This window comes from Desulfoluna sp. (assembly GCF_030145185.1).
Taxonomy (GTDB): Bacteria; Desulfobacterota; Desulfobacteria; order Desulfobacterales; family Desulfolunaceae; genus Desulfoluna.
Map to the genome: position 1 here is coordinate 1 of NZ_JAQYWB010000079.1, position 23,888 is coordinate 23,888.

Annotated in this window: 18 protein-coding genes; 8 read left to right on the forward strand and 10 right to left on the reverse strand. The window is 53.3% G+C overall.

The genetic code is table 11. The features are described from left to right. Positions 1-593: dicarboxylate/amino acid:cation symporter (locus Q1Q75_RS19155; RefSeq protein ID WP_300673997.1), on the forward strand; the 593-nt coding region annotated here is incomplete at its 5' end. 658 nt (positions 594-1,251) lie between these two features. Here Q1Q75_RS19155 and hisC read toward each other — a convergent pair. From hisC to Q1Q75_RS19195, 8 genes are all read right to left on the reverse strand, one after another. Next, on the reverse strand, positions 1,252-2,400 hold the full coding sequence (gene hisC / locus Q1Q75_RS19160; RefSeq protein ID WP_300674000.1) for a histidinol-phosphate transaminase: 1,149 nt from the start codon (positions 2,398-2,400) through the stop codon (positions 1,252-1,254). 190 nt (positions 2,401-2,590) lie between these two features. Continuing rightward, positions 2,591-2,944, reverse strand: coding sequence for a hypothetical protein (locus Q1Q75_RS19165; protein WP_300674003.1), 354 nt, complete (start codon positions 2,942-2,944; stop codon positions 2,591-2,593). A 259-nt stretch (positions 2,945-3,203) separates the two neighbouring features. Then, positions 3,204-6,122, reverse strand: coding sequence for a PilC/PilY family type IV pilus protein (locus tag Q1Q75_RS19170; protein WP_300674006.1), 2,919 nt, complete (start codon positions 6,120-6,122; stop codon positions 3,204-3,206). A gap of 16 nt (positions 6,123-6,138) precedes the next feature. Beyond that, positions 6,139-6,783 carry a pilus assembly PilX N-terminal domain-containing protein gene (locus tag Q1Q75_RS19175; RefSeq protein WP_300674009.1) on the reverse strand — a complete coding sequence of 215 codons (645 nt, stop codon included), beginning with the start codon at positions 6,781-6,783 and terminating at the stop codon, positions 6,139-6,141. Positions 6,784-6,827: 44 nt separating this feature from the next. Further along, positions 6,828-7,253, reverse strand: a complete 426-nt coding sequence (locus Q1Q75_RS19180) for a prepilin-type N-terminal cleavage/methylation domain-containing protein (RefSeq protein WP_300674012.1) — start codon at positions 7,251-7,253, stop codon at positions 6,828-6,830. Beyond that, entirely contained in the window at positions 7,253-7,951 is a 699-nt protein-coding gene (locus tag Q1Q75_RS19185) for a PilW family protein (protein ID WP_300674015.1), read from the reverse strand. The genes Q1Q75_RS19180 and Q1Q75_RS19185 overlap by 1 nt, the downstream gene beginning before the upstream one ends. Positions 7,952-7,961: 10 nt before the next feature. Then, positions 7,962-8,462, reverse strand: coding sequence for a GspH/FimT family pseudopilin (locus Q1Q75_RS19190; protein WP_300674017.1), 501 nt, complete (start codon positions 8,460-8,462; stop codon positions 7,962-7,964). Between the two features lie 356 nt (positions 8,463-8,818). Beyond that, positions 8,819-11,797, reverse strand: coding sequence for an ELWxxDGT repeat protein (locus Q1Q75_RS19195; RefSeq protein WP_300674020.1), 2,979 nt, complete (start codon positions 11,795-11,797; stop codon positions 8,819-8,821). Between the two features lie 285 nt (positions 11,798-12,082). On the opposite strand from Q1Q75_RS19195, the gene Q1Q75_RS19200 reads away from it, so the two are divergent. From Q1Q75_RS19200 to Q1Q75_RS19220, 5 genes are all read left to right on the forward strand, one after another. Next, positions 12,083-13,381, forward strand: a complete 1,299-nt coding sequence (locus Q1Q75_RS19200) for a hypothetical protein (RefSeq protein ID WP_300674023.1) — start codon at positions 12,083-12,085, stop codon at positions 13,379-13,381. Positions 13,382-13,487: 106 nt separating this feature from the next. Next, a complete protein-coding gene (locus Q1Q75_RS19205; RefSeq protein WP_300674026.1) occupies positions 13,488-14,150 on the forward strand; it encodes a hypothetical protein in 663 nt (220 codons plus the stop codon). 1 nt (position 14,151) lies between these two features. Continuing rightward, positions 14,152-15,474 carry an electron transfer complex ferredoxin TmcB gene (tmcB, locus tag Q1Q75_RS19210; RefSeq protein ID WP_300674029.1) on the forward strand — a complete coding sequence of 441 codons (1,323 nt, stop codon included), beginning with the start codon at positions 14,152-14,154 and terminating at the stop codon, positions 15,472-15,474. Between the two features lie 2 nt (positions 15,475-15,476). Beyond that, on the forward strand, positions 15,477-15,857 hold the full coding sequence (locus tag Q1Q75_RS19215) for a cytochrome c3 family protein (RefSeq protein WP_300674032.1): 381 nt from the start codon (positions 15,477-15,479) through the stop codon (positions 15,855-15,857). Between the two features lie 183 nt (positions 15,858-16,040). Then, positions 16,041-16,541, forward strand: a complete 501-nt coding sequence (locus Q1Q75_RS19220) for a cupin domain-containing protein (RefSeq protein ID WP_300674034.1) — start codon at positions 16,041-16,043, stop codon at positions 16,539-16,541. A 124-nt stretch (positions 16,542-16,665) separates the two neighbouring features. On the opposite strand, the gene Q1Q75_RS19225 is transcribed toward Q1Q75_RS19220, so the two are convergent. Next, entirely contained in the window at positions 16,666-19,203 is a 2,538-nt protein-coding gene (locus tag Q1Q75_RS19225; RefSeq protein ID WP_300674037.1) for a Cache 3/Cache 2 fusion domain-containing protein, read from the reverse strand. A gap of 446 nt (positions 19,204-19,649) precedes the next feature. Here Q1Q75_RS19225 and Q1Q75_RS19230 point away from each other — a divergent pair, with 446 nt between their 5' ends. Then, positions 19,650-21,260, forward strand: coding sequence for a SulP family inorganic anion transporter (locus Q1Q75_RS19230; RefSeq protein ID WP_300674039.1), 1,611 nt, complete (start codon positions 19,650-19,652; stop codon positions 21,258-21,260). An 87-nt stretch (positions 21,261-21,347) separates the two neighbouring features. Here the strand turns inward: Q1Q75_RS19230 and Q1Q75_RS19235 are convergent, their stop codons facing one another. Then, positions 21,348-22,787 (reverse strand): MFS transporter, encoded by a 1,440-nt coding sequence (locus Q1Q75_RS19235; protein ID WP_300674042.1) that lies wholly within the window; start codon positions 22,785-22,787, stop codon positions 21,348-21,350. Between the two features lie 391 nt (positions 22,788-23,178). On the opposite strand from Q1Q75_RS19235, the gene Q1Q75_RS19240 reads away from it, so the two are divergent. Then, positions 23,179-23,888, forward strand: a 710-nt coding sequence (locus tag Q1Q75_RS19240; protein ID WP_300674043.1) for a hypothetical protein, incomplete at its 3' end; no start/stop codon positions are given.

Here is a 23,888-nt window from a genome sequence, read left to right on the forward strand (position 1 = left end):
AAGTAATCCTTGCCGTCTACATCGGCGCCATCATTCATGTGCTCTTTGTTTACGGATCCGGCGTTGCCCTGGTGGCAAGGCTCAGCCCCATCAAATTCTTTAAAGGCATCGTTGACGCCCAGGCCGTGGCTTTCACTACCACCAGCAGCTCCGGCACCCTTCCTGTGACCATCCGCTGCACCCAGGAGAACCTCGGTGTCTCCAAGAGCGTCTCCAGCTTCGTGCTCCCCATGGGCGCCACGGTTAACATGGACGGTACCGCCATCTATCAGGGCGTGGCCGCTCTCTTCGTGGCCCAGGCAAGCGGCATCGACCTGACCTTCGCCAACTACGTGACCCTGATCCTGGCCTCTACTCTGGCCTCCATCGGTACAGCGGGCGTCCCCGGAGCGGGTCTCATCATGCTCTCCGTCACCCTCTCTTCCATCGGCCTGCCCATGGAAGGGATCGCCCTCATCGCCGGCATCGACCGAATCCTCGACATGGCCCGTACCAGTGTGAATGTCACCGGTGACGCCATGACCTCTCTGCTCGTCGCCAAAAGCGAAGGGGAGTTCGACCGAGAGATCTTCGAAGCCACCGAGGCGGTGTAACACAAGGAAAACACAGGAGCCCCCTGAGAAACGCAGAGTCCCCATTCTGTCTGTTGTCAGGGGTATCCCCTCCTGATTTTCATACACACATCTCAATTCGTAATACACTTTCTTCTATCCCCATAGAGAAGTGAAAGAGAAAAGGGGTCTTCCCGGGTAACCGGTGAAGGCCCCTTTTTTTGTTGTGCTGAATAGTTACCCATTTTGTAACCATTCAGCGTCATCCTGTCTCTGGCGGGTCTCTTTTTAAAAGAGTTTCGCAAAAACGTTTCAGCCCGTAGGGCGCGGCTCCCGCACCGTTCAACGTCACGCAAACCGCCGGCCCCGTGTCAACACTTATCTTAAAATGCAGCGATAGAGTCTTATCGCGGTGCGCACGGCGCATCCTACATTTCACATCGACACGATGACCAAAGGGCAGACCCTTTATACGGTTTCCTTCCTCATCGACCTTGCCGTATCGGCGTGTGGCGATTGGGTGGCATAAGCTGAATCGTTCCCTATTTTCAGACATAAAAAAGCCCATGAATCCTGACCAAAGTCAGATTTCATGGGCTTTTCCGAATAAATAACAAACAGTCAGGGACGGTTTTCCCCTTTCAAGGGGCCTTCGTGAACCGTCCTCAATGAAAACAAATACCTGTTTTTTCCACGGTCCTTACAAAGACGCCACGGCCTCCAGAAGCGCCGTGTTCTCCTCGGCGGTGCCGATGGTAATACGCACAAAAGGGGTAAGCCCCTCTTTGTTGAAGAAGCGCACCAGCACCCCTTTAGCCTTAAGCCCTTCATAAACAGCTTTCCCGTCCAGAGCCGGTGCACCGGCAAAGACAAAGTTGGCCGCCGAGGGAAGAACTCTCCATCCCAAAGCTGTCAACGCCTTCGAGACGCGTTCCCGCTCGACCATCACCCTGCCGCGGGTTTGATCAAACCATGCCCGGTCCGCCATGGCGGCCATGCCGACTTTCTGGGTCACCGTATCCACGGGATAAGAGTTGAAGGAATCCTTGACGGCGTAGAGAGCCTGAATCAGATCCGCATGGCCCATGGCCCAGCCAAGGCGGCTCCCGGCCAGGGAGTAACTCTTGGAAAAGGTCCGCACCACCAGAAGGTTGGGAAAACGGTCAATCAGGGAAACGGCGCTTTCCCCCCCGAAGTCGACATAGGCTTCGTCCACCACCACCACACGATCTTCCGGCCAGCGCTCCATCAAGGAGGTCACCGAATCCAACGAGAGCAGGATGCCTGTCGGCGCGTTGGGGTTGGGAATAATCAGCCCGCAGCTTTTCTCTCTTACATACCCATCGATATTGATGGAGTAGTCCTCGTTCAGCGGCACCTTTTTATAGGCGATATTGTAATAATCGCAGTAGACCGGATAAAAGCTGTAGGTATGCTCAGGAAAAAGCAGAGGCCCCCTGGCCGAGTCAAAAAAAGCAAAAAACACAAAGGAGAGGATCTCATCGGACCCATTGCCCACCATCACCTGCTCCCGCTTGAGACCATGGGTATCGGCGATCAGATGACAGAGGGCTTCCGCATTGGGATCGGGATAACGCCGAAGAGTCTCCGCATCGTACGCTTGAAGCACCTCGGCAACGCCCGGGGCCGGTGCATAGGGATTTTCATTGGTGTTGAGCTTGATGTAACTGCGATCCTGGGGCTGTTCGCCGGGAACGTAAGGGGTCAGTTTCGTAAAACGTTCGGAGTACATACTGAAGGGCTCCCATCTGTCGTCATGGTCGTAAACCCGGACGGTAAGCCATGAGGGGCGAAGGGTCCGGGTGGGGTCATGTACATTTCGTGCCATCTATATATCACCGACCCTGCAAGGCAGCAAGCACCTGACCGGTTAAGCCAACAGACGAATAAAAAATTTTGCCCCTTACGGTCGAGGGCCACGACACCACTGAAACAAAAAAACGCGCAACAGCTTGCGGCCCCGAAAAAATCTAAAAGAGACTCTTTTGCAATGACGTTATCCTTTATCCCAAAGACCATTACTGATTCTGCAATTGAATCACGCGGGCAAAAAGCGTCCCGTCCTTACGGGTCACCCCCTTGACATAAACCCTATTCCGACGTTTGAATTGGCATTGACTCATGCGCTCTCCCGAAGCATCAAGAAATTTTGTTTTTTCCCGTTTGCCTTTATGAGACCACGTCCCAACCACAAAAGGTGTCTCACCGACAACAATCCACGAACAATCATCGGCAATCGCCATCACCCCTGACTCTACCTCAACAACCCTGCGTTCGCCATAGTCCCGCACGTCTGAGGCCATTACAAAAGAAGGCCCTCCGGCCATGACAATACCCAGAATCAAAAGTAACAAACCCGTTCGTCTCAGCATTATTCACCTCCTAACCCGGATATTTCATGAGAAAACGGCCGGATCAAAATAATAATATGTCATTACAGCTGGTTACATAGAAAAGTGTAGACATTTCAAAAATGCAAAATATAATTCACCGTTTTCGACTCGCTTTTCTCACCCTTCGGGCGAGCCGAGTGCACCCATCTTCTGCGTTATCAGACCTTTGAGGTAAACCACTACATCTGCAGCTCTGATGCCTTGAATATGAGCGCACTCGACTCGTGAAATATCCGGGTTAAGGTCTCTGTTTCCAATAGAAATAATTCACCCTGTCATCCTTTGCCACATCCCAGTTGACGGGCCAGGTCTGTATTTTGTCGCCGTTAATAATAGCTTTGCCCATAGGAAGGCCACTGGGGAGCTCGGTAAAACGAGATTTAGAAGCCTTCCCCCAAGTAGACACCGCCTTGCCGTCCTTTGCACTAACGGCATAAAGTCGACCGACTCCGCGGGTTTCTGCACCCGCGCAAGGGTCCGATCCTTGGCTGATGACGGTTTCAGGAGAAGGGGTGTACGTCGTAAAATAAACCACACCCGAGGACACATTAGCAGTGGAAACAACCTTCTCGTTGGCATGTGAAAAGCTAAAATACCACCCTTTCTTGGTCTTTAAAACGTCTGTGTAAGAGACGGATTCATCCCTAACATCAACCAGATCATTTTCGGTTAAATCACTATCCAAAAAGTTATTCTTAACCGCATAGAACCGATTGGCTTCATGGGCCATCGGAGCTGCCCGGTTGCCCGTTCCAAAGTAGAGGGTCTCTATCCCTGCCACATCAGCAGGAACAGGAGCGTAAAAAAGCTTGAGAGGATAACAGCTAAAAAGCCGATTTTTATACGACCAGTTACCATCGGGCACCTTCTCTTGAACGAGCCGTGTACCATCTTTTTCGGTGACAAGAAGATCATCGGCCACCACAAAAACATGCCCCCCCATATCCCCCGCATAAACACGGGTTGTGATCCCGTCGGCATCCGCATCCACGGGATAAAGATCCACGATGCTGTGGGTCATTTTGGGAAAGTTGCCATGGTTGATGTTGAGGCCTGCAAGGGCACCATCTGATGCCTTGACGGCAAAAAGGGCTCTACCTACGCCATCTGATACGGGTCGAGGATCATTGTTGTCCTGTTCAGAGTCATACCCCCCTGGAAGAATGAACACTTTTGCCTCACTGTCGGCGCTCAGTTTCACCCGACAGCTTGCCGGTTTTCCCCACGTCTGACCCAGCTTCTCTCCCCCAGCTGTTGTCACTTCAAATTTCCACTTTGGTTCACTTTTGGACGAAATATCCAGGGCATAATACCGTTCTCCCCCCCTGCGCTCGCCCACCAACACGGTATCCGGCTTAAAAAGCTTATCTCCCCAATCAAACGCACCATAAGAAACGGACAGCGGTCCATCCACATAGTAGTCGTAATCCGAGTCATCGAGAAACGCCAGTCGCTCATGCTGCCCAGGAGGAACAAAAGCCCAGAGTTCTTTGCCTGTGGCATCATCAATGGCGCGAAACAACCCATCGTTGGAACCGAAATAAATCACCGATGAACTTGGCGAATAATGGACCACAACGGGTTCCGAATGAATAATAGAACCGATGGGCCAGTCCTCAGCTCCGTTTTTTTTCACCAGATCAATCTGCTCCGAAGTCACGCCACGATCGATCAGGTGAGTGTTACTCTTTTCAAAAAGGTTGGCCGTATCCGTTAAATTTTTATGCCCAGCCGTATAGGTATAGGTTAAAAATTTTCGGTCGTCCTGCTTCTTGATCACCGATCCGGCGCCCCCTTTAAGAACATCTGCACCATCGGATTCCAAAGCTGACCAGCAGGAGTAGCTGTTTTCTTTCATGCTTCCGTCTTCATTAGCCGCCGCATTATCAAATGCATCCAAAATATCGCCTGACTCTGAAAGCTTATACTTTTTAAGATTACCTTTCCAATCACCACTCTGCACCGGTTTAAAAAAGGCAAGATATATATACTTCCCGCCTGAGGTCCGGTTCCCTCGGTTGACGGGGACGACCGGCGCCACAAAGGTTGTTGACTCTTCAGATATGGAACTCATAATCTTCTTGAAAGCATCCTTTAGCTCGGAGGCATTGGATGCTGTGTAATACGTACCGCCACCGTTTTTAGCCGTGCTTTTAAGAAGATCATTTTCTAAAGTAAAGCCAATGGTATGCGTGATAATATTTTGTTTTTTAAAGGTCGTATTCGTCCCCATATCGGGACGGATATCTTTCTTATAAAGAAACTGCGCGACGTCATCCAGAAAATGTGTGGTCCCGTTATCAACTTGCGATAACTGACTTCCCGCGTCCGGAGTCGCATACCTTTTGACCTTACCACTGGTTGTCAAATCCTTTTTGTCTTTATCGAAATCCCCCAGGGTTTGACCCATATAGCCATCTTTCTCGTATAAAATAGAATCCTCGTCAGTCGTCGGAACTCCGTCGGTAAAAAGGATCACGTAATTTTTCTGACACCGATTTTCAATGGGACTTTTATATTTAGAGTACTGATGGGTAAAATGGCCTTTTCGACCGGCAAAATAGAGTCCTGCTTCAGCCAGGGCTTCGGCAAGCGGGGTTGCGCCGCCGGCTATCAGAGCATTCACTTTGGAGCTGAGGTCATTGCTTTCCCCGCACCCTGAAATCAATTTTCCCCCGTCCGTGCCGTTTAACTTCATCAATCCGAACCGAACGCCGGTGGTCTCGCCTATAAGATCCGTCACCGCCTTTTGAGCGACAGCCATTCTCTTCTTTGCTGTTGATCGATAATTAAGATAATCGCCTGTAGCATATTGGGGAGTCCTGTTTGAACCTGTACACCCGTTGGTTATTAATATTTGCTGATACGAGTAAGACATATACGAAACAGAATTCCTATACTTATTCCAGAATCCCCATATTACCCCATCCCACTGCCTATAATAAACAGCATCAGCAGGATAGGTTCCAGAATAAGTTGTTCCGGCTGTATACGGATAAACTCCCCAATCCATGCTTCCCGAGGTATCAAATATAATCAGCACGTTGGGCTCAACGGTCACCGGCTGGGTCCCGTAAATCTCAACATCATCAGCCATGGCATTTGAAGAACACACCAGGACCAACAAAAACAACAAAACACCAAACCTGAATTTCATCTTTTTCTCCCTGGGTTCAAAAGCCCACCAAATGTTCCACTTTAATCAATTCTTCCTGCATATCCACACCGCATTGCAGGACCACGCCCGTCAATGAGGTTTGGGGGGTAGCCGCCTTGTATCGCGAGGGATCAATGGCAGTGGCGGTAACCACATAACGCCGCCTGCGATAGAGCCCCTTTTCAGCCCCTTTGGGTGCCGGCCCAATATGATGAAGCGAGGGGATATCATCCGCGGAGGCAGACAAGCCGCTGGCCTGCTTGTTTGTCAGCAGAACAATGGCACGCACCTCAATCCAGGCCAGAGGGACCCCCGAGGGCCCTGTTACAGGAGAAACAAACGCCACCCCGGAATTTTTCGGATTACGATCCCTCAACGGCAAATGGGTGGCGTCCTTCAGATAGAGAAAAGCGCCCGCCGCATCCGCCTCATTTGAATAAATACGGTCGAAAATCGCCACCGAGTTGAACAACGCTGCTTCCGCGTTGTAAAAATTGCGTTTAGCGACCCGATCGTTCCCGGCAATTTTCAGCTCCATCACGGAATTATCTATGGATGAAAGTCCAATGAGAGTCACCAGTAAGAGGAGGACCAAAACAACAAGCAATACATTTCCCTCTTCCCCGAGCCTCTCCTCCCCTCTTTTCATCTCCTGCGTCATGCTATTCCCCCTGTTGCCCCGGTCGTCACCTGAGTTCACATGTATCAATGTTTTGTCCTTACCACCCTCTGTGAGACCTGATGCGAGCGTCCGTCCTCCATCCAGCCCACCCTCAGGTCGATGGATTTACTTTGGCTGTCGGTGGCATCCGTGACCAGCCATGTGACTGTATACCCGTCCCTCACAGAAAGATGGATGTCTCCCGCCGTGTCCGGATCGTTTTTCGTCAAATCTGCGCTAAGGACATTATCCGTCCACACCGCACTCATGATCTGCTCGATACGGTCACTGGATGCATTGGAGGCTTCCGTCATTCGCCGCGCGCTGGCGTTACCCTTCATGGCCTGAACCTGCAGCAGCGCGAGCCCCAGGATCCCTACCAAAAGAATGACGGAGGCCACCATCACTTCAATCAGAGTCATGCCGGATTGGTCGTGAAATAAAGATTTCTCTTTCGCCGATTCGTTCATTATTCAATCCCCCGATTTCGGCAACGTACCGTCCGCCTGAGAAGACGACGCCGATACCCGTCATTAAAGGCATTCCAGGTCTTAGCATAACCTTGGTACTTAGCCCCATTTGAGAACCCCGGGTCTTCCGTTCTGCTGCGCGCCAGAAGGGCTATTCGTACCGCAACAATGCGCTTCAAATCAGCGGGGGCGGAGGCCGTCGTCCCGTCATCCAGAACATAATTCAACTCCAGCGCTTCGATATTTTCTGCGATCGCCACCCGGTTGGCACCCACGATGCGAACCAGATCCAGATCGCCGTCGGTATCCTCATCTTTCAACTCATAAGAAAACGTCTCAAGGGTCATGGGGCGGCTCGCTTCATCGGCTTCGTCCACCACGCCATCACCATCGTCATCATGGCCGTTGGCCTCCGCTTCAACAGACGAGGTAAAGGTGGCAGTGGCCGCCGATGCAGCGGTGAACCCTGCATCCGTCGTCCCTTCCGGGTCATAACCAGCCATACGAAGATCCGTCCCCATCATGACCATAGCGGCCCGAAGGTTCTGCTGCATGTCGGTGACCCGTTCCTGGGTCACCCGCGTACGGATCTCCGTACTGTAAAAAAAATAACCCGCAGTGATGATAATCATGGACAACGCCACAGCCACCAGCAACTCGAGAAGTGTAAAGCCCTTACGACAGGTCAACACATTCATTGTCTTATCCTTACATGGAATCAATCCGACTGCTGCCGGCACTGTTCAGGATCACACTGATAACTTTTCCGTAGAGATTGGTCATTCGAATTTCTCCATTGCGACCGGTGGTCAGCCCTCGACTGTCGAAATGTGTCTTTAACTTATTCAAGGTTCCAGAACCAGCAAAATCAAAGCGAGCGCGCGACAGCGTAATATTGTCTGGAAGACTCCCGGAGACAATCAACTTTTCACCCGCATCCTGGACGCGATCCCCGTCATCATCGACAAACGAAGAATAAGTCCCTGCGCTGCCGGCTCCCTCCGAAAAAAGCATCACCACGTCTCTCCCCTCTTTAATCGCTTCCATTCTGGACAGTTGAAACACAGAATGAACGCGACGCACAGAGGAAGAAAGAGTCTGTGTCGCATTCCATTGTTTAAATTCGGGAACAGCGATACATACGAGGATCGACATTATCGCTATGGAAACCATTAATTCCATCAAGGTAAAACCCTTGTTATGAGTCATGTATTCTCCCTCTATCGAAACCGCATAATAATACTCGCATAAACGACTCATAAGCCATTTATTCATTGAATTTAAATTCAACATTAGGTGTTTTTTTATTGCTAACGCAAGGATGTATCATCCTCAGTTACCCGAAAAATCAACGATGAATCTTTGTTACCGTTTACGGAACTTAATTTCCAACTTTACACGCAAAAGGCAACAGAATCCTTTCTACTATTCTAAAAATATAACTACCTCTGATTAATTCATTTGACAACATTTTTTTTGATGGAAGAGGGATTAATCAAAAAAAAATCCCTTGCAAGTTAAAAGCCTGCAAGGGATCGGCAACACGCTTATTTTCTGGACACTATCTAAGGCGAGGTCACCCAAAAACCCTGAACCGACGAACTGCCCTGCACGTCTGAGTTCAAAGCAGTAATAAAAAGAAAACCATCCAATACAAAGGGATTCTTAGCCTTAAGCAAAGGGTTGCCGGTGAAGTCAAGCACCGGTTCGACGGAGGATCCATGAGACAAATACAAACGCCCCTCTTCCGTTGAAGGATAGGCCAAAATAAAGTAAAGGGCATCCCCTATACTTCGCAGGGACTTAGGCGTTTCTGAACTCTCTGTAGATACCACCGACGACAGGCGACCTGCCGTGACGGCTCCATCAGATATCTGCCATATATCCCGCACGCCGTCTTTAGAGCTGGCCATAAACCAGAAGTTCCCCTCTTCACCGCAGAACTCATCGGGGTCCAATAGCTCGTTATCACCTGTATCTTTGCAAAGCCTCACCAAACCATCTGCCAGGGCATAACAAAAAAGGGCGTGTTGGATGTCTCCCTCACCTTTTGCCGAGAAGTAAATCATCTCACCGGTACGATGAAATCCTTGCGGATCGATTAACCGGCGGTGAGTCTCATCAAAAAGCTCCACCGACTGGTTTTCGCCTGAAAGCAGAAGGTGAAGGGTCGCCGAATCCGCACCCTCCTTCTCGGCGGCAAACAGAAGGGATGCGGCAACGGGAAACAACGCTAACGGTTTAAGGCCCCCCGTAATGTGAGACAGCGCCCCTTGGGTATCCATCCCCCAGAGGGCATCCCCTTTACGAAAGAAGAGCCGGGTTTCTCCGGCGGCCAAGACCTGGCCGGGAGCCCCATCCCCCTCGACGGCGACCCCGACAACAACGGGATTATTTTCGCCATCCTTAACCACAACGGTGCCATCATCGCCGCCTGTTTTCCACAACTGCCATTGACTGCTCACCCTCGCCAGAAAAAAGACCTCGGATTGAAACGCCGTAAACTGGAAGGGATCGCTATCCCCATCGGGGTTCACATCCGCCAGAAACAGCGTCCCGTCCCCGGTCCCGTTGGACACCCAAAGCTCTCTGCCCTTCTCTTCACCCTGGGCCACAAAGTAGAGCTGGTCACGATAAACAAAGAGATTGTCCGGATCACTGCCTTCATATCCAGGATAAATGTCAACCAGCACCGTCAGCTGCCCCTCACTGTCGAGGGTGAACAGCTCCCGACCATACTCGCCGGAAGTCGCAACCATGACCACATGATCACCGACTTTTATCACCCCGTTTACTTTCGGGTCGGTATATGTATTGATGTTGTCGGTTTGAGAGGTGCTTTCTTCGGTGCCATCGCTCTGCCAGAGTTCAACACCCCCAACACCCTCATCGGCCCGAAACCAGAGGGTGTCACCTACCGTGACCAGGCCATCGGGGTAGCCGCTTTTTTCTCCCGCCCGGATATCCTTCACCCGAAAGGTGGTGTTGGCCTCCCCGCCGCTGAACCAAAGCTCTTTGCCCGCCTCATCGTCCTCAGCACGAAACATCACCCCGTCATCGAAAGAGACCATCTCCTGAATCGAACTGCCCTTCGCCCCTGGCCAGAGATCCCTGACCAGAACCGTGCCGGCTTCTGAGCCATCACTCTTCCAGAGTTCCCTGCCTTCGGCTTCAGTTGCTGCACTGAAGTAAAGCCACCCTCCAGAAGCAACAAGGTTTCTGGGCTGACTGCCTTTTTCCCCCACTATAATATCCTTGACGCGTTGCGTCCCACCGGAAGTCCCATCACTCTTCCAGAGCTCCCGGCCATGTTCGAGGGTGTACGCCACAAAAAAAAGAAGCCCGTCCGACACCGTCAACTCACCCGGGTCACTGGGGGCCTTTCCGGCAGCGATCTCCTTAATAAGAGAAGGTGTTCCCTCCTCATCCACCACCCACAACTCCGCCCCAGCCCCCTTCCGGGCAGCCCGGAAAAAGAGTTTCCCCAGATACGAGGTAAACCCTTTGGGGTCGCTGAGGCCCAAGCCATCGGCAGGAGTCAGGATGCTGGCGGTCAGACCGTCAACACGCCAAAGCTCGCGATCAGTCCCTTGCGATTCCGCCGACAAAAAAAGACGCCCGCCGTATTCACACCCAACCCCAGGAAACAATAGAGGATCCTCAGAACCGTCTTGGACGACCTCTTCGGGCTGGCTCACGTCATCACCCCGTCGCCACAGGGTTTTCTCTCCCTCCTCGGAGCCGTTGCCTGAGAAATAGAGGACACCCTCCGCCACCGTCAGCATCAAGGGGTCGCGGCCCGGCAGCACCACGTTCTCCTCTCCTTCACCCACAGGAGGAGAAACTGAAGAACCCGCCATGCCGGGCTCTTCATCCGGCAGGATCACCCACAGCGCCCGGCCCTTCGTTCCGTCATTGGCCGAGAAATAAAGTCGATCACCGCACACCGTCAACTCTTCGGGGGCACTGCTCGGGTCGTCCAGATAAATATCCGTCATTCGTTCAGCGTTCGCATCCCCCCTTTTCCGCCACAACTCTCGCCCGTGCTCCGGCGAATAGGCGGTAAAGTAAACGGCACCCTCAAAGTGGGTGAATTCATCCGGACCGCTTCCCTGATCCAGCGCCCCGGCAAAGGGAAGCATCCGGGTGGGGTAGGTTTGAAACGCCCACTCGTCGGAGACGGCGACGGTCTCCTTCTCCTTGTCCAGGGCCTCCACCTTCCACGTATAAGATCTGTTATCGGCCAGCTGCAGAGGTCGACAGGACAGAGCCCCTGTGGTCAGAGTCATCACCGTCTGCTTCGTTCCGCCATGGGTGGTATAGATCGTCACGCGCCACTGCGTTTCGTTTTTGTTTTCAGTCCCCTTCCATGCCAGCAAAATCTCTTTATTCAGTAGCGTCGAATCATGAACAGGGGCTTCCAGGCTCACCGTCTCCACCGGATCGACAATCGGCTGAGGTTGCCTGGAGCCTTCGCTGCTGCCACAGGCGATCAACCCAAAGGATGCAAGAAATAGAAAAACAATGCGTGCTGAGGGAGCCATAGTCGTCTCCAGGGATAGGGATTAATGAGGTCTACGCAGTCAAACCGAGCAGTCATTACAGGAACGTTAACTCTATTACACAAACATTGTTTACGCACAAGACAAAAGATGACTCACAGGCGGGTTATTTACCCGTCCTTATTCTTATATCCAAACATGAAGTGTTGAATTTTTTATCTACCTATGTATTATACAGATATTAATATTTTCCACCTTTTAGAGTTTGACTTCCTCAGCACTGCGTTGCCCCCGATATTTTTGAATCTTTATATAAGGAGCACGTCAATGCCCATCGCCCAGGGAACATCCCCTATTATATGGGACACCTCGAGTGGTTCAATGAGCTGCATGATCCCCTGCCCTGTCGACGCCCCTTCGGAACGGTTTCCCTTCTGGAAAGCCACCGCCTCCCGAGACGGAACCCGAATAGCTATCCCCATTCAATCCTCCCCCGAAGAGTGCCAACTCTGCACATGGACTCTGGGTGAACCCGAGCCCACCCGGTCCGAGCCTGTCCTCACCATTGCCGATCTTCAGCCCATAGCCGATCAGGACTTTTCTTTTCTTTGCCAGACCGACGAAGGCTGGACAGCGGTTGCCCGAAACGTCCCTTGGGAGTTCCAGGCAGAGTTCGCCTGGAACCTTCGCGTCTCTGCGGGCGGAAACGCGGCGTGTGAGACCCAGGATGATCGACGCTACACCCCGATGGTCAATGGAAACGTCTGGTCCGAGTCTTATGAAAACACCTATGGCCTCACCCTCGCCGCCACCGGTCCGGGTTCCGCTGCCGTCGTCCAGACCACGCCCATTGCAGAAGGCGACCTGACGACCTTCCTCTCAGGCTGTTTCACCCTCGGCACCGAAAAAGGTCCCTGGTCCGGACGATATATGGGTGCCTTCACCCCCGTGATTTCATCCGACGGGACCGTAGCCGCCGTGGATGCACGCATTACCCAGCAGGACTACACCATCGCTGTCAACGACCAATGCTGGCCCACCACCTGGCCTTCGGTTTGGGCACCGGTGATTCACCCGCAGGGAACCTCGGTCTGGGCACCGGTCAAAGAGTCCCGGGGATGGACACTGGCCTGTGACGGTGAGGTGGCCTGGCCGGGTCGCTACACCCAACTCTGGGAGCCGGTCTTCGCACCCAACGGGCGCCGAATTGCCGCCGTGGCCTCTCCTGAATTCGGCCAATGGACCCTTGCCCTTGATGGAGACCTCATGAAAACCCGGGTCGACGGGTACCTCAGAAAACCAATTTTCAGCCCCTGCGGATCCCGCGTTGGTTGCACCGGGATGCACAAGGGAAAGGCCGTCCTGCTGATAGATGATCATCCCATGGGTGACCTGTTTGATAAAGTATGGGATCCCGTCTTCAGCCAGTATGGAAGCCACGCTGCCGCAAAGATCAAACGCGGCCCCTGGTATACCGTCTTTCTTGACGGCATGGCGATCGAACGACGTTTCATCTGGATGCGAAACCCCGCCTTTACCCCCGACGGCATGCATCTGATTATCTGTGGTATAGAAAAAAGCGGTGCTCATTACCATTACACACGGGAATTCATCGCTTTAAAATAAACGTGAGGCATCCCCCCTTCGTCGAAAGGCCCTGATAACGAAACGACAACCGGCCGATGCAGTGACCCGATCACGGCATCAGCCCCAAAAATCGGAGTCATTCCCCATGTCCCATACTCTCTACGCCTTCATGACCGGTATCGGTTTTCAACTGGCGCTGATGATTTGCTTTTGCGGAACCGTATTGAAACTTCTCCTTTTTTTTAAACGGGTCGCCAGAAAGGACAGAGCCTTTCTCACCTTTTTTTCCTTCAAGTATGCCGGACGCTCCCTTCTTTGCCATCTGGTCCCTTTCATCAGCCGAACCTCCCGCATACATCCTGAAATGACCACCGCCACGGCCATTTTTCATGGTGCCGTCCTCTCCCTGCCCCTGTTCTATTCTGCCCATGGGGTGCTTCTCGCAGACAGTGGCCTGCCCCGTCTGCCCCGCTTTCCAGAACCCCTGTCTGACATTTTGGCCCTGGCCGCCCTGGGCGCGCTGCTCTTCTTCCTCGGTCGACGGCTCTTCCTTCGCACCGTCAGGTACATCTCCACACCGGGTGATCACCTGCTCCTGTTCTCACTGATTGCGCTCTTCGCATCAGGCCTCTGGGCCAGATTTCAGATGCCGGGATTTCCCGAGGCCACCCTGATCCATCTTATGGCTGGAAATCTTCTCATCGCCTCCATCCCCTTCACCCGACTGAGCCACATCTTCTACGTACTTTTGACCCGCGGCTACGCAGGCTCTGAGTTCGGAGGCGTCCGCATGGCAAAGGACTGGTAACATGAACGAAGCAGATCAACGCATAGAAGCCATTCACGATGAGGGCCTTGAAAGCGGCCTCGCCCAGTTTGATGAAGACCGGGTAAAAAAGATCATTAAAAAAGTAATCGAGGAAGAGGCCAGTCCCCGTCTGGACGCCTATCTCTCGTCTTGCGTCCACTGCGGCCTCTGCAGCGACAGCTGCCACTACTATCTCTCCCGCGACAAAGATCCCGCTTACTCTCCTGCCGGAAAAGTCAAAGAGAGCCTGCTGCCCCTTCTCCGGGGCAAAAAAATCACCCCGGAAACACTCAAGAAAGCAGCGATTATCTCCTACACTCACTGCAACCTGTGTCGACGCTGTACCATGTATTGTCCACTGGGCGTGGATATCGCCTACCTCATCTCCCTGGTCAGGCGCATCTGCTACCTCTGCGGCGTGGTCCCCCTCTATATCCAGGATACCGCCAACAGCCACTCGGCCACCTTCAACCAGATGTGGATAAAGAACGACGAGTGGCTCGATTGTCTCTACTGGCAGGAAGAAGAGGCCAGAGAAGAGCTTCCAGAACTCACCATCCCCATTGAACGGGAAGGCGCTGATGTCATGTACTCGGTCATCGGGCCGGAGCCGAAATTTCGTGCACAGTTGATCTATCAGGCCGCAGTGATCATGGAAAAAGCGGGCATCAACTGGACCTTCCCAGGCACAAGGGGATGGGACAACAGTGACATGTGCATGTATACCGGAGATTACGAGATGATGGGCCGTTTGAAAAAAGCCCACTTCGAGACGGCCATGCGACTGAAGGTCGACCGCATCGTCATGGGGGAGTGCGGCCACGCCTTTCGCAGCGTGTTTGACACAGGGAACCGCTACCTCGGCTGGAAAACCCCGCCAATCCCCGTGGTGCATGCCGTGGAATTCTACCACGAAATTCTGACCCAAGAGCGCATCACCATTAAGAAGAAACTGGCGACCCCTGTCACCTTTCACGATCCCTGCAACATTGTCCGCGGACGCGGGCTCCACGAGATGGCCCGGGAGGTGGTGGGCATATGCTGCGACACCTTCATCGAAATGGAACCCAACCGTGAACACAACTACTGCTGCGGGGCCGGAGGCGGGGTCATCAACTGTGGCCCCCCCTTTAAAAATGAGCGCGTTCTGGGAAATCGGGTCAAAGCCGAGCAACTTTTGGCAGCCAAGGCCAAAGGGGCAGAGATCGTCGTCACCCCCTGCCACAACTGCCACGGAGGCCTGGAAGACATCATCCACCACTACGGCATCGATATGGAGATCAAGTTTTTAAGCGATATCATATACGAAACCATGGAGATCTAACGATGATTCTTGCTTACCGAGCCCTTGGGGTCTTTCTTGTCGCCATCCTTCTCACGGCCGGTCCGCTTTTCGCCTCTGTTCTGGACGAGAGCCTCGATACGCCGCGCACCCGGCCTCTCTCCCATTTCGAGCACGACAGCCACAACGAAATCGCGGAGCTGGAGGAGTCCTGCGCCCTCTGCCATCATCTCTTCGATGACAACGGGGCGCTCCTGGAAGACGAAAGCTCCGAAGAGATGGCCTGCCGAGACTGTCACGAAGGAAGCCACAGCGGTATGCCCAAGACAGAGGCCGCCTTTCACAACCGATGCAAAGGGTGCCACCTCGCGATCCGACAGGGCCCCATCGCCTGCGGGGAGTGCCATTCGGGCAAAGAGGAATAACAAATGAAAGATCAAAAGTAACCATTCCGCTTGTGCCCCCGGCAGCCCTGCCGGGGGCTTTTTTTGGGGCTGAATCGTTACAAAAAAATTTCGCTCCTTAGCGGTTGAACTGACGTTGACATTAAGGGTATAACCCCTCTTGTTGTCCCCTTTAAAAAAATGAAGACACCCAAGGAGCCCTGCATGGAAACACGTGTTCACGAGCTGATTGCCACCTTAGACCTCATCCCCCACCCCGAAGGCGGATACTACCGGGAAACCTATAAATCCGACCTCTGTTTCGATGCCAACAAAGAACGCCCCACCTTTTCCGGCAGGCGCAGCTGCGGGGCCGCCATCTATTTTCTCCTGGAAGGCAACAATATCTCCCGGATGCACCGAATCAAAGCCGATGAGCTCTGGCACTTTTATGAAGGGGCCGCCCTCAGCGTTCACGTCATTCACCCCGACGGGACCCTCGAAGAGATACGCCTGGGAACCGACACGGCCCGGGGCGAAACCTTTCAGGCCCTCGTCAAAGCCGGGTGCTGGTTCGGAGCCTCCCTTCCCAACGGGGGCCACGCCCTGGTGGGCTGCACCACCCACCCCGGATTCGAGTTTGAAGACTTCCACATGGCGGAAAGAGCCGATCTTTTAAACCAATGGCCCGAGCATGAAACGATCATCAAAAAACTGACGCCTTAAAAGCTGACGCCATGGACCCATTTATACGGCACCTTGTCGTGCATTAAGAGATAAAAAAAGCCGGTGAAAGCCCTTGATTGTGGGCGTTCACCGGCTTTTTATTTCGACTCACCTTTTCCGGGCATCAAAGCCTGTAGAGTTCATCCAGGCTATGGAACATGTCCTCCTTGGCTTTCAGAAAATCACGATAGCGCCCCTGGGCCCCCGCTTTGTCGCCCCGGTTCCAGAGACTGACGACCTCACGAGCCAGGGTGTGCACCCTTTCATGGTAATCCCCCAGCACAACAAAAACAGGTTCACCGGCAAGCTGCTGCCCATCACCGAAATACCATTTTCCAAAATCACAACTTCGGTGATCGGCCAGCTCACCATCTGCGATCTGCCTGCGCCCACCCAGCAGCGCCTCCAGCGCAACACGCCAGAGGATATGCGCCTGTTTGACCGATCCGATGGCAAACCGACGGTCACCAACGACAAACTGCCCCGTCAACTCATGGAGTTGATCGGCAAGCGTATTCATCTCCTCGGCGTTAACCCGTCCCTCCAGACTGGCAAGCGCGATACGATCCACATCCGCATTCACCCCGCTCACCTGCATAGCGACCTCCTGCACGGCCCCGGACGCCTCCACCACCTGAAGGTTCACCTCGTCTATTCCAGCAGAGGTTTGATTCGCGTTGTCGGCGATTTCACGGGTGGCAATGGACTGCTCTTCTACAGCGCCCGCGATTCCGGTAACCAGGGCACTCACCCTGTCAATGGAATGCCCGACCTCGTCAATGCGCCCCACATTTTCATGAACCGACTGCTGCACCCGATCTATATTGATGCGAATATTGCCGGTCGCCAGGGCGGTCTGACCGGCCAGATCTTTAATCTCTCCGGCGACCACGGCAAACCCCTTTCCGGCATCCCCGGCCCTTGCGGCTTCGATGGTGGCATTTAACGCGAGCAGATTGGTCTGTTCGGAAATATCGGTAATGGCCTCGGTAATCTGACCGATATCACGGGCCGCGTCATCCAGCCGGGACATCATCTCGGAGACCTGTCGCGCCTGGACAACGGCATCGTCCGTGGTACCACGAGCCTGTTCCGCATTTCGAGCAATCTCCGTGATGGTGGCGTTCATCTCCTCAGCGGCAGAGGCCACGGTCTGAACATTGGTGGAGGCCTTCTCCATGGCGGCCGCCACCAGAGTCATGTTGGAGGTCAGCTGTTCCCCTGCGGCCGCGACCGCTTCGGCACGACGGGAGGTGTCCTCCACGCTGTCGTGGGTCTCGGCGTTCAATTTTTTGAAGCCCGTGGACGACTCTTTGACGGCCTCCGCGTTTCCGGTGATATCGCGGATCATCCCCTGAAGCTTATCCATAAACAGGTTAAACGAATGTGCCATCTCTCCAACCTCGTCGCGGCTCCCCACGTCCAGACGCCGGGTGAGGTCCCCCTCCCCTTCACCGATATCACAAAGTCGATCCGCCGCCGCACGAATGGGTTGAACAATGCGCCCTGCCATAAAAAACCAGCACAGAGCGGACAGCACCAGACTCCCCCCTAACAAGCTGAATAAATTATGTTGTCCTTTATATCCCAAGCGCTGAATCCGTTGCGATGCCGCTTGCAGTTCATCTTCAAAAACGCCTGCCCCGATCACCCAGTCCCAAGGCGCAAAGTAGCTCACCTTCACAAGCTTTTTGCGTTCCCTGCCGCTGCTGTCTTTTTTCCAATACGAAAGATCGGCGGTTTCTCCGGGCTTTAGGCCCGTCGCCTGCACGAGCATATCACGGACAAAGGCGACGCCACGGCTGTCTTTCATCTCAAGAATATTCTGGCCGTCCTGCTCTCCACCGCGAGAAACCACATAGGTTCCCTGACTATCCAGCACAAAGGCGTAACCCGTCTTCCCGACACGGATGGACTGGATCCCCGTGCGGACCCCTGCCACATTCTCCTGTGGAATACCGACATAGAGCATGCCGATAATCTCGCCTCCCGCACTCCTGATCGGAGCGTAACTCGTGATGTACCAGCTGTGCACCACAAAAGCGCGCCCTTTAAAGGTCTCCCCCCGAAGCACGGCCGCGACCACGGGGTTGCCCTGCCCGCCAGGATCCTGTGCCGGAATATAGGACCCGACGGCACGTACCCCATCCCTCTTCAGAATATTGGTCCCCACACGGAGCATGTCTCCCGCTGCATTCATTTTCTGAAATACCGTGCAGGTCACTCCGGTCAGGGACATCATTTTGTCCACCAGCGGAACCGGCACCCCAGGGCTCTCAACCTGCCCCAGCCGACGGTCCCCAAGGGCCATCTCCGGCAGCTGGACCTCATGCCGGTCCTTTGTAAACTGATTGACCGCCGTCCATGCCATCACTTCCGGCATCAAATGAAACCCGCCCTCACGTTCCGCCAATTCCCAGGCCACATTGAGGTTGACGTTCAATGCCTCCACCGTCGACTCATAATGGGTCTCTGCAAGGGTGTAAACCTGCTCCAAAATATGGCTGAAATCATTTTTAACCAGATCGTAGGTGGCGTCTTCGGCCACCGTAACAATCGCTTTATTTTGTTTTTCAACCAAAACACCCACAACCAAGATGGGGACAAGACCAAGAACACACCCCAACAACAACAATTTTGTCTTAAGCTTAAACTTCGTCATCAACACCTCGTCATATTTTTTCTACATCCCTTTCGGCTCCTGAAAAATTCGGAAAATCACATCCAGGTAAATAATGCCTGAACTTAAAATCGGTCGCCCGTCGTCGGAAATAAAGGGATTTAATTCCTACCTAAAAACCTTTCTCTCAAAGAGAGCACCCAGTCCCCTTAAATTTGTATTCTTTCTTTCATTGGCATAAAATAAAAAACAACCTGATCAGGTTCATCAGCCCAATGCGTTAATCCTATAACTCCGCTATCAGCCGGTTATCAAAAGATCTTTATCCCAGGCATATCCCTTTTCTTTTCTCTTGCTTTTTTCCCAATAAACCCATAATTAGTCAGGCTCTTTTCCTAAAAAAGCAGAAATTCACAACGGGCATGGACCTCAATGGGAGGTCCATGCCCGTTTTATTGTAGCGGCAAATTAATGATAAAGAGAATTTGATGGTTGAACTGATCAAACGACGAACAAGCAGCATGAAAAATGACGTAATGTCCGGAATTACGGTGGCCCTGGCCCTGGTTCCCGAAGCAGTGGCCTTTTCTTTTGTGGCGGGGGTCGATCCTCTGGTGGGACTCTACGCGGCATTTATAGTGGGCCTGATTACCTCCCTCTTCGGAGGCCGCCCGGGCATGATCTCCGGAGCCACCGGTGCTCTGGCGGTGGTGATGGTCTCCCTCGTCAAGGAGGGCAACGCCCTGGGCCTGGCCCTGGCACATCCCGTGGACAACATGGGGCTGCAATACCTCTTTGCCACGGTGATCCTCATGGGGCTGATTCAGGTGGCGGCGGGTGCCTTCAAGCTGGGAAAATTTATTCGCCTGATTCCCCACCCGGTCATGCTCGGCTTTGTCAACGGGCTGGCCATCGTGATCTTTCTCTCCCAGCTGAACATGTTTAAAAATGTAGACGCAGGCGTCTCCCACTGGCTTCAGGGCACCGACCTCATGACCATGGGCGGACTCGTACTCGCCACCATGGGCATCATGTTCGGCCTCCCAAAGATCACCCGTAAGATTCCTGCTGCCCTGACGGCTATTCTGGTGGTTACCGCCCTCACCCTCTGCCTGGACCTGAACGTGGCCACCGTGGGTTCATTTATCCGAGATGGTGGCGGTGAAGGGCTCAAGGGCGGTCTTCCTGCCTTTCAGTTCCAGCTCTTTACGACCATCCCCTGGTCCATGGAAACGCTGGTGTTTATTTTCCCATATGCCATTATCCTGGCCGGAATCGGTATCATCGAATCTCTCCTGACCCTCAACCTGCTGGATGAGATCACTGAAACACGCGGCAACACCAACCGGGAATGCGTCGCACAGGGTGCGGCCAACATCGTCACGGCCCTCTTCGGAGGCATGGGAGGATGCGCCATGATCGGCCAGTCCATCATCAACGTCAACGCCGGCGGCCGAGGACGGCTCTCCGGTGTCACGGCGGCCCTGGCCCTGCTCTGCTTCATCCTCTTCGGCTCCGCCTATATCGAACAGGTCCCCATCGCAGCCCTTACCGGCATCATGTTTATGGTGGTCATCGGAACCTTTGCCTGGTCCAGCCTTCGGATCATGTTCAAGATTCCCAAATCCGATGCCCTGGTCCTTATTACGGTGTCGGTTCTCACGGTGATGTTTGACCTGGCCGTGGCCGTCGTTGCCGGAATCATCATGTCCGCCCTGGTCTTCTCCTGGGAAAACGCCCTAAGGATCCGGGCCAGGAAACGGTTCAAAGAGGACGGAACCAAAGTCTATGAAATCTGGGGGCCTCTCTTTTTCGGCTCCACCAAGATGTTCATCTCCAAATTCGAGGTGAAGGACGATCCAGACCAGGTTGAAATCGATTTCACCGAATCCAGGGTCTCGGATTACTCCGGTATCGAAGCCATCTCCGGGATCGTGGAGAAATACGAAAAAGCAGGCAAGCAGATCCGGCTCAAACACCTGAGCACCGACTGCAAAAAACTTCTCAACAAAGCCGACACAAAATACAAATCAATCATCCTGGAAAAGGTCGACGATCCCCGATACCACGTGGTCGCCGACCCCAACTCGTTTCATTAAAAACGACGCTTTTCACCCTGCAAGCTATATCTGACGCCCTCCCGTCCGCTTGCAGGGTGAACCCCTCCTGTCAACGCCCCCCACGTCTCACGTGGAGGACGCTGGCACCCCGCTCTTCTGCCGCACCATGGAACAAACAATCCCAACAAGACTCAATCCACAGAAAACCAAAAAGCCCTCATGCATGCAGGATAAAAACAGTGGAGCCGTTTCGGCGGTAATGGGTCTCTGACCCATTTGGGCGGAGACAAGTCCCGTCACCACCGTCATGCTTGCGAGCATGCCAGTCGTGCGCATGGTGGAGATCAGGCTTGACGCCAACCCGTAATGCCGCGGTTCAACACAGCCCATCACCGTCACCATATTCGGGGCAGCAAAAAGGGCAAATCCCACCCCCATCACGGCAAGGATGCCAGCGACCTGTCCAATCCCGGTTCCACGGTGCACCGTCGAAGACAACGCCAGCCCCACGGCGCAGATCGTCATGCCAGCGGTGGCAAGCTTTGCCGGTTGAATTCTTCCGGACAACCAGCCGGAGAGGGGGGAGAGAAAGGCCTGAAGCAAAGGCTGACTCACGAGGACCAGCCCCGCCACCTGAGGGGTCACCCCCTTGACTACCTGAAGGTAAAGGCTGAAAAAAAAAGTCGCCCCGAACGAGGCCGCGTAATTTATCATCGTGGCCAGATTGCTGAAGGCAAAGGCGCGATCAGATAAAATCAGACGGACATCAACCAGGGGGGTTTCTTTTTTGTATTCGTAAGCGATAAACAGAATCAGCCCCACCCCCCCAAGGGCCACCATGGCCCGATATTCCCCCCCGGTGGATTGATTCACCGACCCCACAATCACAAAAGAAAGCGAGACCATATACAACACACTCCCGAGGAGATCAAACGCCTCTCCTGCTGAGTCCGCCCACTCTCCCTTCAATGTCAACACCGTCAGGAGCAAAGCCAGGCCCCCCACACCGAACGCCCCATAAAATATCCACCGCCACCCCATCCACGTCACAAGCCCCCCTCCGATCACTGGCCCGGCCGAAACCCCCAGATAAACACAACCGACCACCACCCCCATGGCCCGCCCCCTTTTCTCCTCTGGAAATACCGATGAGAGTATGGCCAGGCTTGTTCCCGTAATCATGGCGGCGCCAAGACCTTGGAAAAATCGAGCGAGGATAAACAGCTCAACGCATCCGGCAAACACCGCCGCCAGGGTGGCACCGCTAAACAGAACAATTCCCTGGGTAAAGACCCGCTTACGGCCATAGATATCTCCCAGACGTCCGGCTGGGAACAACGCCAACGAAACCGCAAGAATAAAAACAGTCTCCACAAGACCCAGTTGAAATGCACTGGCAGAATACTCCCGCCCAATCGCAGGCAGGGCCACCCCCACAGCAGACATCATAAAGGGGGTCAAAAACTGCGCCGCGCAGACGACGAACAATGTGGCCCCCTGAGAAGCCGCCATATCCAACTCTCTGCCCGGTTCCAAACACGCCACCCCATGATCTGTTCCTTGCATACACATCCCCCCCTCTTTTTCTCGACACCCTTGTCACGAGCCCTTTCAAAAAGGCCTCCACACCCTCCTGCCGGGCTGGTTGCCCTCGAAGGATTTTCTCATGATTTCCTCTTTATCATTATCAATTTTCGTACCAGGACTGATTCACTATCATTTCAACAGGATGAAAATTTTCCACTCTTCTGGTGCCGAATACGGCACAAAAAAAGTGCCGGTGATGGCCCTTTTTGAAAAAAGGGTCACAACCGGCACATCACGCCGAAAACCACAGGTTTTATCTACCCTTCATTGCATAAAGATATTAATTTATGCCATCCTTCCTTTGTATAGATTCGATGAGTCAAACCGGTATCTCAAAATATTGACAGCCATGGAACAGGTGAGAAAAAAAATGAATTTACGTGACATGACTTTTTTTCAAGAGGGGACAAACAGGGTCTGTGGAAGTCTTGACATTCAGACCACGCTGAAACGGTGCTTCAATTATCTCACAGACTATATGCCCATCAACGGCATCGCCATGAATGTCTATGATCCGAAAAAAAAAGAGGTCAGAAATATCGCTATTGTCTCCGACATCGGCAACGAAGAGGCGACGACGCTTGCTCCGGTGAAGCTCACCCCTGAGGCCATTGATTTTATCGAAAATATCCAATCCGAGCCGAGTCCAGCCCTCATCCTGAACGCCCCTCCCTTTCAGGCGGTTGCAGATCTCGTGTGGACTGCCATGAAAAAACCGGAGGTATCCATGCTGCTGCTTCACCCGATTGTGGATGAGGTCAAACTCGGGGTCATCTTCATTTTTGCCCATGGCTTCGGCCGCTACAAGCCAGAACACGCAAGGCTTTTCACCCTTCTTCACCAGCCTTTTGCCATGGCCTTTTCAAACACACTCAAACATCAGGAAGTCCTGCGCCTCAAGGAGATGCTGACCGATGACAACCGGTTCCTCTCCCATGAGCTTCGTCAACTCTCAGGAGATCAAATCATCGGTTACAACCAAGGGCTTAACCCGGATATTTCACGAGTTGGGTGCGCTCATATGCAAGGCATCAGAGCTGAAGATGTAGTGGTTTACCTCAAAGCTCTGATAACGCGGCA